The 14227-nt window shown below is 48.3% G+C and carries 16 protein-coding genes, 1 tRNA gene and 1 riboswitch; of the genes, 7 read left to right on the forward strand and 10 right to left on the reverse strand.

All coding sequences use genetic code 11. The features are described from left to right. Window positions 1–43: 43 nt before the first annotated feature. The 3 genes from NWF04_03950 to eif1A form a co-directional block, all read right to left on the reverse strand. The gene (locus NWF04_03950; GenBank protein MCW4005734.1) at window positions 44–619 is read right to left on the reverse strand and encodes a KH domain-containing protein; all 576 of its coding nucleotides are present in this window, start codon (window positions 617–619) and stop codon (window positions 44–46) included. Continuing rightward, on the reverse strand, window positions 606–1400 hold the full coding sequence (locus NWF04_03955) for a serine protein kinase RIO (GenBank protein ID MCW4005735.1): 795 nt from the start codon (window positions 1398–1400) through the stop codon (window positions 606–608). Before NWF04_03955 ends, NWF04_03950 begins: the two co-directional genes overlap by 14 nt. 85 nt (window positions 1401–1485) lie before the next feature. Next, window positions 1486–1791, reverse strand: a complete 306-nt coding sequence (eif1A, locus tag NWF04_03960) for a translation initiation factor eIF-1A (protein ID MCW4005736.1) — start codon at window positions 1789–1791, stop codon at window positions 1486–1488. 181 nt (window positions 1792–1972) lie between these two features. Between eif1A and NWF04_03965 the strand changes: the two genes are divergently transcribed. The 3 genes from NWF04_03965 (at window position 1973) to NWF04_03975 (ending at window position 4639) form a co-directional block, all read left to right on the forward strand. Beyond that, the gene (locus NWF04_03965) at window positions 1973–2764 is read left to right on the forward strand and encodes an HD domain-containing protein (GenBank protein ID MCW4005737.1); all 792 of its coding nucleotides are present in this window, start codon (window positions 1973–1975) and stop codon (window positions 2762–2764) included. Window positions 2765–2954: 190 nt separating this feature from the next. Next, window positions 2955–3770, forward strand: coding sequence for a tRNA (adenine-N1)-methyltransferase (locus NWF04_03970; GenBank protein ID MCW4005738.1), 816 nt, complete (start codon window positions 2955–2957; stop codon window positions 3768–3770). An 83-nt stretch (window positions 3771–3853) separates the two neighbouring features. After that, complete coding sequence (locus NWF04_03975) at window positions 3854–4639, forward strand: sugar phosphate isomerase/epimerase (protein ID MCW4005739.1); 786 nt, start codon at window positions 3854–3856, stop codon at window positions 4637–4639. On the opposite strand, the gene rnz is transcribed toward NWF04_03975, so the two are convergent. The 5 genes from rnz to crcB all read right to left on the reverse strand — a co-directional run bounded on the left by rnz (window position 4628) and on the right by crcB (window position 8442). Further along, window positions 4628–5548 carry a ribonuclease Z gene (gene rnz / locus NWF04_03980; GenBank protein MCW4005740.1) on the reverse strand — a complete coding sequence of 307 codons (921 nt, stop codon included), beginning with the start codon at window positions 5546–5548 and terminating at the stop codon, window positions 4628–4630. The genes NWF04_03975 and rnz overlap by 12 nt on opposite strands. Window positions 5549–5553: 5 nt before the next feature. Further along, window positions 5554–6591: a DNA methyltransferase gene (locus NWF04_03985; protein MCW4005741.1), complete on the reverse strand. Its 1038-nt coding sequence runs from the start codon at window positions 6589–6591 to the stop codon at window positions 5554–5556. 3 nt (window positions 6592–6594) lie between these two features. Then, a complete protein-coding gene (prs, locus tag NWF04_03990) occupies window positions 6595–7470 on the reverse strand; it encodes a ribose-phosphate diphosphokinase (GenBank protein ID MCW4005742.1) in 876 nt (291 codons plus the stop codon). 274 nt (window positions 7471–7744) lie between these two features. Next, window positions 7745–8056, reverse strand: a complete 312-nt coding sequence (locus NWF04_03995; protein ID MCW4005743.1) for a DUF190 domain-containing protein — start codon at window positions 8054–8056, stop codon at window positions 7745–7747. Continuing rightward, on the reverse strand, window positions 8053–8442 hold the full coding sequence (gene crcB / locus NWF04_04000; protein MCW4005744.1) for a fluoride efflux transporter CrcB: 390 nt from the start codon (window positions 8440–8442) through the stop codon (window positions 8053–8055). Before crcB ends, NWF04_03995 begins: the two co-directional genes overlap by 4 nt. Before the next feature lie 19 nt (window positions 8443–8461). Beyond that, window positions 8462–8540: riboswitch (Fluoride riboswitch) on the reverse strand. Between the two features lie 280 nt (window positions 8541–8820). Between crcB and NWF04_04005 the strand changes: the two genes are divergently transcribed. Continuing rightward, entirely contained in the window at window positions 8821–9804 is a 984-nt protein-coding gene (locus NWF04_04005) for a hypothetical protein (protein ID MCW4005745.1), read from the forward strand. 48 nt (window positions 9805–9852) lie between these two features. On the opposite strand, the gene NWF04_04010 is transcribed toward NWF04_04005, so the two are convergent. Further along, window positions 9853–10167, reverse strand: coding sequence for a hypothetical protein (locus NWF04_04010; GenBank protein ID MCW4005746.1), 315 nt, complete (start codon window positions 10165–10167; stop codon window positions 9853–9855). Window positions 10168–10627: 460 nt separating this feature from the next. Further along, window positions 10628–12130: a hypothetical protein gene (locus tag NWF04_04015; protein ID MCW4005747.1), complete on the reverse strand. Its 1503-nt coding sequence runs from the start codon at window positions 12128–12130 to the stop codon at window positions 10628–10630. A gap of 168 nt (window positions 12131–12298) precedes the next feature. Here NWF04_04015 and NWF04_04020 point away from each other — a divergent pair. The 3 genes from NWF04_04020 (at window position 12299) to NWF04_04030 (ending at window position 14163) form a co-directional block, all read left to right on the forward strand. Next, window positions 12299–12376, forward strand: a tRNA-Lys gene (locus NWF04_04020). Window positions 12377–12536: 160 nt separating this feature from the next. Then, complete coding sequence (locus NWF04_04025; GenBank protein MCW4005748.1) at window positions 12537–12992, forward strand: MarR family transcriptional regulator; 456 nt, start codon at window positions 12537–12539, stop codon at window positions 12990–12992. Continuing rightward, complete coding sequence (locus NWF04_04030; protein ID MCW4005749.1) at window positions 12985–14163, forward strand: MFS transporter; 1179 nt, start codon at window positions 12985–12987, stop codon at window positions 14161–14163. Before NWF04_04025 ends, NWF04_04030 begins: the two co-directional genes overlap by 8 nt. Window positions 14164–14227: the final 64 nt, after the last annotated feature.

The raw sequence follows: 14227 nt of genomic DNA on the forward strand, positions 1-14227 counted from the left end.
CTAAGACATCGGGGATAACAAAAGAAAAAAGCGGAGCAGGAAGCTATTTTTCGTCGGGTTTTTCCCAGAGTTGCAGCATTTGTTTTTTGAGTTCGCGGCGTTTCTTTTGCAGGAAGTTGTAGACGGTGTGATGTTGGCTGCCTTGGATTATCATTTGTACGGCGTTTTTGGCTATGTCGACTTGTTCGTAGGTTCCGATGAATCCTATGGTGTGTCCGTAGACTACGGTGTCGGCTTCAGATAGTTCTTCGATGGTTCGGCGGGTTTTGCCGTTCATGCCGATAATGCGGCTTTTTACGCGTCGTATGTCTGAGTCTGAGCGTCCAAAGACTAAGCGCAGGTCAATTAGGTCGAAGATGACGTCGTCGTTGCGGACTAGACGGAAGGTCTGGTCGGGAGCGAATCCTCTGCCTATGGCGGTTACTGCGTCTTTGGCTTTGAAGAGCAAGGAGGGGTCTTGGGCGTTTTCGTTTAGGATGATTTCTACGCCGCCTTCGCTTTCGACTTTGAGCTCTACGCTGAGTCGTTCTTCAAGTTCATGTTTTACTTTGCCGTCTGGACCCACAAGCACACCCACGCGTTCTTTGGGGATACGAACAAACATGTTAGGTTTTGACATTACCTGTTACCTGCCTGTAAACCTCTTCGTTAGTTGGAACTGTAACGCCTAAGCGACTAAAGAATCTATTCACGTTAGTTATGTCTCTTCGCAACAGGTCCTGCGACAACGGGTGTGACAGGGGCACGGACTGGGACATATCAAACACTACAAGTTTGCCCTTCCAAAGCATCATGTTGTACTCGCTTAGGTCACCGTGAACTATCTTGGCTTTTTGGTAGAGCCGCTTCAGATACGTGAGTAGTGTTTTGTAGACTTTTTCGGGGTTTTCTGGGGGCTGCTCTTTTAGCGAAGGCGCAGTGACGCCGTCTTTGCCGATGAATTCCATAACGACGATGTTACTTTCAACGGCTATGGGTTTGGGGACGCGGATTTTGGCTGCTTGGGCTTCTTCTAGATTGCGGAATTCCTTTTGTGCCCAAGTATAAATCAGCGACCGCGTATCTTTCTTAACGCCCTTGAAGCGTTTGTCGCCCTCAATGTACATAGCCATGCCTTTCTTGAACTCCGCCGAAGAAGTCAAATAAATCTTCACCGCCAAATCTTCGCCTGACTGGGTTTTGCCCCAGTAAACACGAGCTTCCTTGCCCGAACTTATGACACCGTTGACTTCGTATAGGATTCCTTTGTTGAGCAGCCGATAAAGCACCAGCCGAGTAGCTTGGTCGAAAACTTCTTCGAACGTGGCGCGTTCAGAGGAAAAATCGTGGCGCAACATTTTGTCTCGGCGTTCGAACCGTTTTTCTTGGCGGGAAAGTCTTTCGCGGGCTCTTTTTGACATAACCTAACCAACACCTATTATGCGTGTGCTGCTGAAAAAGGTTTAACGTTGCAGGTCAAAGCAAAAATCTCTTCAAAGAAGGGGGTTAGACGGTTAGGAAGCCTTTTCTGCGCAGAATTTCGGCTTGTGCATGAGTGTAGCGCCAAACCACATCGCCGCGCGTCTCTTTTTGGAAATCCCATGGCGAAACAAGAACCACATCGTTCTCGCGAATCCAAACACGACGCTTCATCTTGCCGCGAATGCGACACAACCGTTCAAAACCGTCTTGGCATTTAACTTGAATACGGTCAAAACCCAAAAGCTTCACTACAACACCCAAAATCTGACCTTGAGATGGATAAACCATTTCACCAAGGGAACCTTCGCTTAGAACTTTTTTCTTTCCCATGCCAACAACTCTTACTTTGAACAAAGGATTAGGGAATGTCACTTAAAAGCATGTTCATCATTTTTCCCTTTTTTGTCGTCTACAGCAGTAGCCGCTTGAGGTAAACTGGATGTTTATTCGAGTATAGAGCAAGGCTTTAATTCAGTGTAGAAAGTTTGTATTTAAGGGAGAGGTACACGGTTTGGCGTATGTTTTTAACATACCCTGCGGGAAGAACGTGAAGCTTCAGCAGGTTATGGATCAGATTAAGCAAGACATCAAATTGCATACTTACTGGCGCTGCGCTAACATCATGGCTATTGAACGCATGGGCTACACCGACCATGGTCCCACCCACGTTAAAATTGTCGCTAATCTTTCGTTAAAACTCATGCGCATGCTCATTGATAGAGGCGTAATGCCTAGCATCGTGAAGAATTATTGTATGCGAAAGGAGGATGCGGAGGTGGTGGTTGTTTTGGGCGCGATTTTTCATGATTTGGGCATGGTTGTTATGCGTAGTCGTCATGAGGTTTACAGCGGCTTGATTGCGCTTGAGTTCTTGCAGAGGTGTCTTGAGCCTGTGTATTCGCCTGAGGAGCAAGCCGTAATCACATCAGAGGTCTTGCACGCCATAGTAGCACATGAGCAACCAAGCACCCCCACCAATAGACCCCTAACAGTTGAAGCAGGCATAGTAGGCATCGCCGACGCCTTAGACATGGAAGCAGGCAGAGCACGAATCCCATTTAGCTCAGGAAAAATCGACATCCACGCCGTCTCAGCCCTAAGCATAGAAAAAATCGAAATCATAGACGGCGCCCACAAACCCGTAACCATAAAAATCACCATGTCAAACTCCGCAGGCGTCTTCCAAATCGACGAACTACTCAAACCCCGCATAGAAAACTCGGGACTCCAACAGTACTTCCACGTAATCGCAGAAATCACAGGCGAAAAAGAACAAAAAATCATCGACAAATTCGAAATCTAAACCGCCACAACAGCAACGGAGGGCATCTTTGGGGCAGGGCTTGCTTGCTTTGCACCTTTGATACGGGGGGCGGGTACCTCAACAATTATAAGGTGATTTGGATGCATTTAGAGAAACATCGAAGGCGAACGTGTCCCTTGATTTGCATCAAAAAGGGCGAGTAGCCTTACGGCGATAGGTGAAACAAGAATTGAGCCAGAAAATATCTGAAGGCGACAATGTCCTCTTGTATTTGGACGTACGCAGAACTTACATGACCAAGGTTGAAGCAGGAAAAACTTTCCACACTCACAAAGGCTACGTCAACTTTGACGAAATCATCGGGAAAGATTACGGTTCCACCCTCAAAAGCAGCTTAGGCACCGAATTCATACTGCTCAAACCCATGCTAACCGACTACATCATGAAGTCCGCGCGCAACACCCAAATAACCTACCCCAAAGACAACGCATTAATTGTGATGTTTAGCGGCATTGGCTCGGGTAGCCGCGTTGTTGAATCAGGCACAGGCACAGGCGCCCTAACCACAGCGCTTGCTCATTACGTGCAACCAAACGGCAAAATCTACAGCTACGACATACGCGAAGAATCCCAGAAAACCGCCAAGAAAAACCTAAGCCGCGCGGGACTGATAGATTCTGTGGAGCTTAAACTCAAAGATGTCGTCACAGGAATTGACGAGCGTGACGTGGATGCGGTGGTTTTGGATATGGCGGTTCCGTGGCTGGTTGTTCCTAAAGCGTATGAAGCTTTGAAGCCGTCGGGGATGCTGGTTTCGTTTAGCCCAACCATTGAGCAGGTGGTAAAGACTTCAGAAGCGCTAAAAGAGAACAATTTTGTGTGTATCGAAACCTTCGAGTGTATCATGCGGGGCATGCAAGTTGAACGCGGCAAAACCCGACCTCAAACGCTCATGACAGGACACACTGGATACATCACGCATGCACGCAAAGTAACCCGACCAAAACCCGAACCTGAGCCACAAGAACCCCAAGAAGAAACATAACTTTTGCCTGCAGGGTTGACCTAGAGTTATTAGATGCGGTTTCAACTCTAAACCTACCTACTTAACTACGTGAGGAACAAACTGTGTCCAAGCCCCGAATCGGTCTGTCAATGCTCTACACCCTAAGCGAATCCTTCAACAAAATGGTCAAGCAACTAAACAAAGCCCCCGTCAAATACATCGAAATCGTAGACGAAGGCGCCCACACCCTAAACAACAAACGCGTAAAAATCCTCAAAGACGCCGCCAAAACCCACGGCTTCAAATACTCTGTGCACGCGCCGTTTGCAGACATCAACCCCGCATCACCCAGCAAACCTATTCTCAAAGCGTCGTTGAAGCGGCTAAAGCAGAGCATGCAGTACGCCAACGACCTGGACGCATACTTGTGGGTTGTCCACCCAGGCAACAAATCAGGCATAAGCACCTTCTATCCAGGAGCCGACTGGAAACAAAACATCCAAAGCATAACAGAGCTCCACAAAACCGCACAAGACTACGGCTTAAAAATGGCTATGGAAAACCTCCCAGAAAAATACAATTTCCTCATGAAAACCCCCGACGACTTCAAACGGTTCTACACAGAAACAGGCTTAACAGACATCGGTATAGTACTCGATACGGGTCACGCGCATCTTGAAGGGCAAATTCAGCCGTTTCTCAAAGAAATCCCCGACAAACTCGCTCACATACACATAAGCGACAACCACGGCGAAACCGACGAACATCTGGGTCTAGGCGAGGGCACCATAGACTGGCAAGAATTCACCACGCTAGTGAAAGCCGCAAAGTTTTCAGGCACTGTGCTCACTGAAGCAGTCTTTAGCTCCAAAGAAACCCTGCAAAGAACCCAAAAACTATTCGCTTAAGGGCAACTCTAACTCCAAAAAATCTTTCGCGACCACCGTGCTTGGGAAGACTTTTTGGGCTTGCTCAAGTAGCAGGTCAGTGTTTTTGTATCGAGCACTAATATGAGTCAGGATTAAGCTTTTGGCGTTGGCGTCCTTGGCGGCTTTTGCGGCTTGGCTAGGGGTTGAGTGACCATCAACCTGAGCTTTTTCAGAAAGGGCATCTTCGAATGTGGCTTCGTGAATAACCAAATCTGCATCAGAAGCAAACCCTGCAAACCCAGTGAATGGTCGCGTATCGCCCGTGTAGACGATTTTTCTGCCTCTTCGCGGCTCACCAGTTACCTCGCCAGATTGTACTATGCGCCCATCTGTTAGCGTTACGGCTTCGCCGTGCTGCAGCTTGTTCCAGGCTTCCCCTTTAGGCACCTCCAGAGCAGCGGCTTTTTCAGGGTTAAACCTTCCAGGGCGCGGTTTTTCCACAAACGCATAAGCAAAACTGGCTACGGAATGATTAGCAGGCTCCGCGTAGACGCAGTATTCTTCGGTTTCGCACACCAAGCCTGCGCCTGAAACCTCGTAGACTTCAACGTCGAAGGTCAAGCCAAACTGCAGCGTCTCTTTTAGGCAGCTTAGAAAACGTGCGGTTCCCACTGGACCGTAGACTTGTACGGGTTTTTGGCGGTTCATCAACGCCATAGTCTGCAACAACCCAGGCAAGCCTAGTACGTGGTCGCCATGCATGTGAGTGAGGAAAATCCGCTGTTTTTTGTGCAGGCTTACTTTGGCGCGTATCATCTGTAGCTGCACGGCTTCGCCGCAGTCAAACAGTAACTGCTCATTTTCACGCTGCAAAACCACGGCGGGCAAGCTGCGGTTTGGGGTTGGAACAGCTGCGGAGGTTCCCAAGAAGACTATGCGTATGCTCATGTCAGTTATTCCTTCTCAAACACGGCGACTTCACGCGTTAAAGTACTATGCACATAGGCAAAGTGAGATTCTATGTGGCGAAAGCCGCGTTGTTTGCCTAGTTTGGAGATGCCTAATGTTTTGGGTGAAGCGATACAAATGCGTTGTCCTGTTGACAAGAGCGCCTGCGCCGAATCCAGTGTGGCTTCGACTATGGTTTTGGTGGTGGATTTAAGCGTGGTTGCGCTTTTGCCGTAGGGCGGGTCGGTCACTATGCAGTCAACGTTTAGGAGGGGCAGTTTGCGGGCGTCGGCTACAAGCATGGCTTCTGCAGTTAACCCAAAATGCTTGAGGTTACGTTTAGCGCCGTTTGCCATGCGCCTCTGAACGTCCACGCCGACTGCGCGACAGCCAATCAAGGTGGCTTCAAGCAACGTGGTTCCCGTGCCGCAAAAAGGGTCAAGCACGTACCCGTCCGATTTAGCATGTGCCAGATTTACCATGCAACGTGCCATCTTTGCGTTCATGGCTGAGGGGTGGAAGAAGGGTTTTTTGCGTGGTCTGCGTTCCACAAAGGGTTTAGGCTCGATTTCGGCAAGTTTTACTCCAAAGATCAGTTTGCCGTTGGTGAGTATGCCGTAGAAGGTTTTGTCTGGTTTGCTAAGGTTGACTTTGGCGTGGGGCGTGTTTTGCAGTATAAGTTTGCCTAGGAGGCGTTCGAGGTGCATGGTGTCGTCTTTGCTGGAGTATTCTTTGATGCGGCGAATGCGCACTTCAAAAGTTTCGCCCTCAGACAGAACGCGAGTGAAGTCGGTGTTTTTTGTTGCGGCGGTGATGTCGGGGTCGGAGTGGTTGCAGGCAAAAAGTTCTTGGGCGCAGACCCGCGTGTATCCTGAGCGGCGCTTCACGTCTTGAATGCATCGGGCATCAGCTTCTAAACGCACAGTTTGGTCAAGTCGCTCATTTAGCGTATAGGGATAACCTTCGGCTTCTAAGATGGCGAAAAGTTCAGAAACAGAGAGGGATTCGTATTCTCCGCTGACTAAAAAGAAGAGTTTTTGCACTGTTTAGAGCGCCTTGAGTTCTTGGCTTATCAAAGAGGCAAGCGAAACCTTGCTGTTCTTGCCAGGCACGCTATCCGTGCAGATGATTTCTTCAACGCCCGCGTCCAAAATGCGTTTCTCAGCATCACCAATCAAGAGCCCGTGGACCGTTGCGGTGTAAATGTGGGCGGCGCCTTGGGCTTTGAGGATTTTTGCTGCACCCACGATGGTTCCGCCCGTGCTGATGATATCGTCAAAGATTACTACGGTTTTGCCTTCGACGTTGAGGTGTTTGCCTGTCTGGGTGGTCTCGCCTGTGTAGCGGTCGCGGTGCTTCTCCAAACTTCCGCATTCGCCGCCTAAAACCTGCTTGGCTTGGTCAGCAATGTACAATGCGCCCTTGTCGGGGGCAAGCGCAAAGCCGTCTTTTACGCCTTTTTCGACAAAATACTGCGCCAACAAAGGTATGGCAGTAAGCGACTTGGCGGGGAACGGGAAGAGTTTGAGCGCGTTTTCTTCGTGCACGTTCACGGTTACGAGTTCGTCAACGCCTGCGGCTCCCAGCATACGCGCGAGGGTTTCGATGCTGATGTTTTCGCCCTGCAAAAAGATTTTGTCTTGCCTAGCATACGCCAAGTAGGGCACGACTGCGGTGACTTTTTTGGCGTTGTTGCGTTTGGCGGCGGCTGCCATGAACCCAAGCTGCAAAAGCCGCGTATCCTGAGGCGCACAAGTCGTCTGCACCAAAGCCACATCCTCACCAGAAACATCTCCATCCAAACGGACATAAGACTCCCCATCAGGAAAAACCTTAGAAGCCACATCAACTTTTTCAAATCCAGTTAACTGCGAAATCTCCTCACCCAAACGTGCCGAAGCAGGACCACAAACAATTTTCATAGCTCTTATTCCCTCGCAACCATTCCGTAATGTTCAGTGGTTTTTATGGTAGCTTCAAAACGCTATTTAACCTTCCCGCTAAAAACCGCAAGGAAACAAGAGGTGGCGGGCTCGTGCATACCCCATCCATGCACAATTGTGTAGGCAGGGCATGCATCGCACTCAAGATCTAAATCATCCTTAACGTCTTTGGGCCAAAGTCGTCATCGCCCACCATGCAAAACTGCTTTTTCAGGCTTAAAACTCTTCGCAGCCAAAGCCGTATGCTGCGGGGTTAGATGATGTAGGTTTCGTTTATGGTGACTATGCCGTCGTCGCCAATTAGCTGTTTGAGTTGTGGGAGGAGGGGTTCGAGTTTTTCTTGCAGGTCAATGATTTCGATGATGAGGGGCATATCAAGGGTTATGCCTTCGATGTGCATGGTGGATTTTCCGCGTTTTCCAAAACCGTCCACGCCCGTCCAAACCGTGGCACCCGCGATGCCTGCTTTATGCAGCAACTCCAAAACTAGATTTTCTAGGCGTTTGCCGTATATGCGGTCGTTCTTTTTTATGCGTATGGTGAGGTTCCACATTTTCATTTTCATTGCAGTAGCCTCTCTATGAGGACGTTGCCTATTATTCTGCCGCTTAATAGGGCGCCTAAGGAGAGTCCAACGTTTGCAAGTATGTTAAGCGCGGCGAGGGCAAAGCGGCTGTTATCTAAAAGGTTGGTTGTTTCTAACGCGAAGGAGGACATAGTGGTTAAAGAGCCGCAAAAGCCGATGGCAACGAGCAGGGCGTATTTAGCGTCAAAGTTCAAGGCTAAAGCGGCAACGGAAAACAACCCTAAAATAAAGCTGCCCAAAATGTTGACGGACAAAACGTTGACTTGCAAGCCACCTAAAAGCAGGGGAGATTCACACAGTTTATACCTTAAAAGCGCACCTAACGCGGCGCCAACCACCACAACAATTACTTCAAGCACTTTCATTTGCCCACCCAATACTTTGTGTCAGGTAGGCATTATCAGCACATAAATGCGGTTCTAACCACCAAACGGTCAAGGCTAATGCCATAGCCATTCCACGCAAAAGAGAAATAACCTATTAATACCTATCGCAAACAAAAAGAGACTAAAAAAGACGAAATACGACTTTTTGCACCTTTTAGGGACGCAACCAAACCCCAATTCAACCACTAAAACGTAAAAGCACCCCAAAACGGCGCCTGCAAAAACATAGGGGGTAGGGCAGCATCAGAAGCAAAAAAATGAGACGAAGGATAGAGCGTGGTTTTGGGTGTTTGGTTGCGTAATGGTTTAAGCTGTGTGCGTCTAATTGGTTGTGGGCGTGTTGGTGTGCTAAATAAAATGAAGGTAACGCCGTTGGCGTCGGAAAGTTTTGGGGCACGTTCCATGTGCACGTTAGTTGAGACGCCTGATGTGACTTTGCTTTTGGATGCGGGAGTTTCGTTGTCGCCGTACCGGTTTAGCTTGCTGCCTCACCCGGTTGAGTTTCAAACCATCATGCAACTGCGAAAAGAAATCGCCCAAGCCGCAGAGAAAGCCCAAATCGTAACCGTTAGCCATTACCATTTTGATCATCACACACCCAGTTATGAGGATTGGCTGGTGAACTGGACTGACGGGGGCGAGACGGCGCGGCAAATTTATCAGGGCAAGCAGGTGCTTATGAAGAATCCCCGAGAACAGATTAACGCGAGCCAACGCCAACGTGCGTGGATGTTCCAGAAAACAGGCGGCAAACACGCCGTGAGCATGCAGCCAGCCGACGGCAAAAGCTTCAGCTACGGCGACACGACGGTGCGGTTTTCACAGGCGGTTCCTCACGGAGTTGAAGAGTCGGGGCTTGGCTACGTAGTCATGACAGTTATCGAGCATCAAGGCGAGAGGTTCATGTTTGCACCTGATGTACAAGGTCCCATGGACACGCAAACGGCTGAGCTGATTCTAGCAGAAACGCCACAGGTTTTGATGGTTGGGGGTCCACCGTTTTATCTGGGGGGTTTTCGGGTGGAGGAGAAGAACCTGCAGCGGGGCGTAGAGAACCTGAGACGCATTGTTGGGGTGGTGCCTGTGACGGTTATGGAGCATCATGCCCTAAGAGATGAACAGTGGCGCATGAAAGCCCAGCAGGTTTATGATTGTGCTGAGCAGGCGGGGCACCGTTTGGTTACGGCAGCCGAGTTCGCAGGCAAACAAAACAGGTTTTTGGAATCCAACCGCAAACAACTCTACACGGACATGCCGCCGCCCAAAGAATTCACGAAGTGGACAAGGCAAAGCGAAAAAACGATAAGCCACAGCAAACCCCCAATAGCCGCAGCTAATTAGTTGCAAACAAATGTTAAAAGGAAGGTGCACCACGAAAAAGGTGGTGGTTTATTCTTCTTGTTTTTTTGAGTGTTGTTTGTGCCATTCGGCTTTGGTTGCTTCGATGATGGCTTGGATGGATTTGTCTTCTTGCAGGTCGGCGATAGCGTTGGTTAATTCGTATTTGATGAGGTAGGACATTTGACCGGGTTGCAGGGGAACGTTGGTGCCTGTCTGATATAGACGTAGGGCGCGCATCCCAAACTTCACCATCAAATTCTGCAACTCCATCCTCAAAACTTCCAACTCGTTATGGCTGGTCGCCATCGTCTGCGAATAAGCTTCCGATTTCTTAGGGTCAGATAAATTATCACGTTCAGTCATTCTTCAACACCAAACTAGTTAACCATACTAACAACAACACACATTATAGCTTTTCCCATAACCCACCCAAACCAAGCAGCCGCTCAGAGTGCATTTGGCGTTAAAGCAGAAAACGCAGAGCAAAACCAAACAGCAACCCAAAGAGAACAGCAACAGCCACCGCGCCTACAACCAAACGCAGCCCGAACAACTTGAAAGATTGAACCACTCGGAAAAAAATTATCAAAAACAAAGAAAAAACACCGCCACACAAAACGGAATTAACCAACGAAAACTCTGGAAACAAAAACACACTAACAAGGGGAACTAACCAAACAGGAAACAAAACCACAAACAAGAACAGAATCCAACTGCGCACCCACCAAACTGGCAAAGCAACACCAACAAGCAAATTTCAGTTAAACAAATAAAAGCCTGCCTATCAAAACGGACAACCTAAAAGAAAACGCCAAAGGGAGTCTTACGCGGTTGTGCCATACAAGCTAACTGTTGCGGTTGCGGTGGTTGTGGGGGTGTTGGTTTTGGCGTCTATGAGTATGGCGTAGACGAGGTTTTGTGAGGGAAATAGCGTGAGCAAGTCGTTGTCGGTGAGCCATGTTGAGTTGGTGGTGGTGAAGGTTTTTTCTATGGGGTTGGAGAGGGTGTTGTCTATGAATTCGAGGCGTACTCTTACGGTTATGGTTTCGTTTTGGTCAAAGCTGCCTTGAACGGTGATTTGGGGTTTGAAGCTGGTTATGGTTGCGGGGCGCATCTGCACGACCGTTGGCTCGCCGTAGCTTGAGGGGCTGATTTGGATGGGCAGGTTTTCTTGTTTGAAGACGCCGCCTGCGCCAAAAACCCAGTTACCGTGGGGGTTGTATATTCGCGCTGTCCAGCGTCCCAAAAAGTTTACGCCTGACTGCAGGTTTGGCGATTGGTACGCGGTGCCGCCAAGTTTTATGGCGTAAATCAGGGCATTGTTTAGGTCGCCGTTGGCAAAAGATTCGAAGACGACGTTGTCAAGCAGAGTCTGATACATGGAGCCGTCCATCTGAAGCCCTGTTTGGTTGTAATGATCGAATTCGCCTACCCAGATGCGTATGTTACAAAGTTGGCTGTCGGTGAATTCGGCGTGGGGTTCTACGGTTATGGCGGTGGCGTTATCGCGCAGGTTGAAGTAGCAGCGGGTGATTTGGGTGTTTGTGTAGGAGCCCGTGGAGGTTTTTCCAGCTGCGTAGTTGCTGGTGTTAGTTCTAAAAACCAGTCCTTGCGTGCACATGTTAAAGTGTACGGTGTCGATTTTGGTGCATTCTGTCCACTTGTCAGTGTTAGCCAACTCCACGCCGACAACGCAGCTTTCAAAAATCATGTTGGCAACGGTGGTTTGGAAACTGTTTTCTATGCGCAAGGTGCCGTTGACTATTTTGAATCCTGAAACTTGGTTGTTCTGCGACTGCTCATACGTCTCGCCAGCCACAATAATTTTGCCGCCGTTCAAAACCAAAGTTGCGCCATCACTATCCAAACGCGCGTTCTTCTTGTTATTCACATAGACGTCAGAGGTTAAGTTGTAAGTGGTGCCTTGAGCTTTTATGTAGACGCTGCTGCCGTAGGTGAGGGCTTGGTTGAAAACAAATGACGCATCCGAATTGTTGAAGTCAACATTGCCCGTTCGCCCGTTCTTGGCAAGGACTGCGCCGTTGTCTTGGTACAGCACGTAGTCGTATTGTTCGATGGGCAGGCGCGCGGCTATGCTTGTGAGTTGGCTGCTAAACAGGTTGGAGAAGTCAGTGTAGGTCTGGTTTAGGGCAGTGTATCGTTGGTTCAGGTCTGTGTAGGCGTGGTTCAGTTCGGCGTAATCCTGGTCGCGTTGCGCTTGAAGCGTGTTTGTCCGGTCAAGAATCAGGTATGTGTTAACGCCTGAAAAAACTAAAACCGCAACAAAAAGCACAGCCCAAACGCGGTTGGAGAGAGCAAACTTCACTTCTGGTTCTCCCTAAGCAAACCTTGACGCCTGCAAGTTAAAATACAGGTAACACCAGACGCTAAAGAAAGTTTCTATAAAACAAAAACAGCCCAAACAAACCAAACCAGCCCCAACCAAGCGAAAACTCTATATTCCTTAAAGAAAACACCTTTTGAACACAAGCAGGGGCCCGTAGCTCAGTCAGGTCAGAGCGGAGGACTCTTAATCCTTAGGCCGCGGGTTCAACTCCCGTCGGGCCCGCCACAACCACAAATCAACCCCGCCATGGCTTTTTGCTTCTCCAACCGTCTACAACGGTGGTTTCCAACAAACCAAATTGGTTGCATGCACAACCTTTAATAGAATTGGCTTTGCCTCAACTATATTGGTTGCTAACGCAACTATCTCGTTTGGGTGAGTGAAGATGGCGCAGAAGGTATCTTTTGGCAGATTGATTTCGAGGCTTTATCAAAACATCAGCATTTACATAGATTCAAAACTCAAAGATTACGGAATTGGGTCAGGTCAAATCTCGTTTATGATAGCTCTTCAGCAGGAGGATGGCATAAATCAGGAAGAGCTCACTGCCAAGCTTGGAGTTAACAAAGCAACCACCGCTAGGGCGATAGCTAAGCTCGCAAAAGAAGGCTACGTTTATCGGAGAAGAGATGAAGCAGACAATAGAGCCTACAAAATTTATTTGACGAAGAAATGGCAAGAGACAGGTCCAAAAGTAGAGAGCGTTCTGCAAAGACTTACGGAAACACTTTCAACGGGATTAAATGAGGACGAAAGGGCAGCTGTAGTACGCTTGCTAGAACAGATGTCTCAAAACATTTTAGTAGAAAACCAGAAAAATGGAGAGATACCCCATGAATAGGTCAGTTAACAGGAAAGCGTTATTCATCATTTTAGCGGCTTCAACTCTGGCAGTGATGGCGGGTTCGATAATTTCGCCGGTAATATCTCTGATGCAGGGAAATCTTCAGGGCGCTGATGAGAATAACATCCGCTTTGTCATAACAACCCATGCGTTATTCATCGCAGTTTTCAGCCCCATCTTTGGAAGCGTTATCGACAAAATTGGACCAAAAAAACCATTCATCCTTGGACTGGTACTTTATGGTATTGCGGGGGCTTCGGGTCTTTTCATCACAGACATAACAGCCATGATAATAAGCCGAGCAGTGCTAGGCATTGCTGTAGCTGCAATAGCAAACCCCATCATAATCCTGATCTTGAATGTTTACAAAAACGAAGAATGCAACAAAATTATGGGTTGGCAAGCTAGTGCATCGTCAATTGGAGGCGTGATTTGGCCACTTTTAGGCGGCGCTTTAGGCGTTTTGGCTTGGAATTTGCCTTTTGGCATTTATTTGGCAGGCATCCCAACAGGTTTGCTGGCGTGGCTGCTCGTACCCAATGTCTCGGAGAACAAAACGGGCGACGAAAACCAAGCAGCAAAAGAAAAATCAGTGTTAAAGACACTCAAACGAAAACCGTTCATCCTTGCAATTTACGGTTTAGGATTATGGATGATGGCGCTACTGTACACTAACGTCACGTTTATCCCTCAGCTTCTAGCCACTGATTTTGGCGTACATAATAGTTTGATCATAAGCGCATTCATCAGTGTTATGGGCATTGCGGCTGCAGCAATTTCTTTTATGTACAGGAGCATCAAATCCAGATTTTCGTATAACATGATTGCGTTTACGGCGCTTGGTTTGTGGTCTGTTGGTCTTGTTTTCTTATCCCAAGTCATAGGCATTGCATCTATCATAATTGCGGTCATACTGTTTGGAATGGGACAAGGCATGATTATGCCAACACTAAACCTGTGGGTCGGCGAATTAACAGACACATGCATACGAGGCAGAATGGTATCCTACCTAACAACATTCCTGTTTATAGGCCAGTTCCTGCCGCCCATAATATTTAACCCAATATTCTCAGCCTTTAGCTTTAGCGGAGTATTCTTAACATCAGGAATAGTCTGCACAATCCTAACAGCACTGTTCATCATCAACTGGAGAAAAAACAAAAACTAAGAGCTAATTAATCACTGCCAAGCCTTCTTCCAGCAGGACCATCAGCTACAGTTACACCTGTTGC

It is taken from the genome of Candidatus Bathyarchaeota archaeon, from assembly GCA_026014465.1.
Taxonomy (GTDB): domain Archaea; phylum Thermoproteota; class Bathyarchaeia; order Bathyarchaeales; family Bathycorpusculaceae; genus JADGNF01.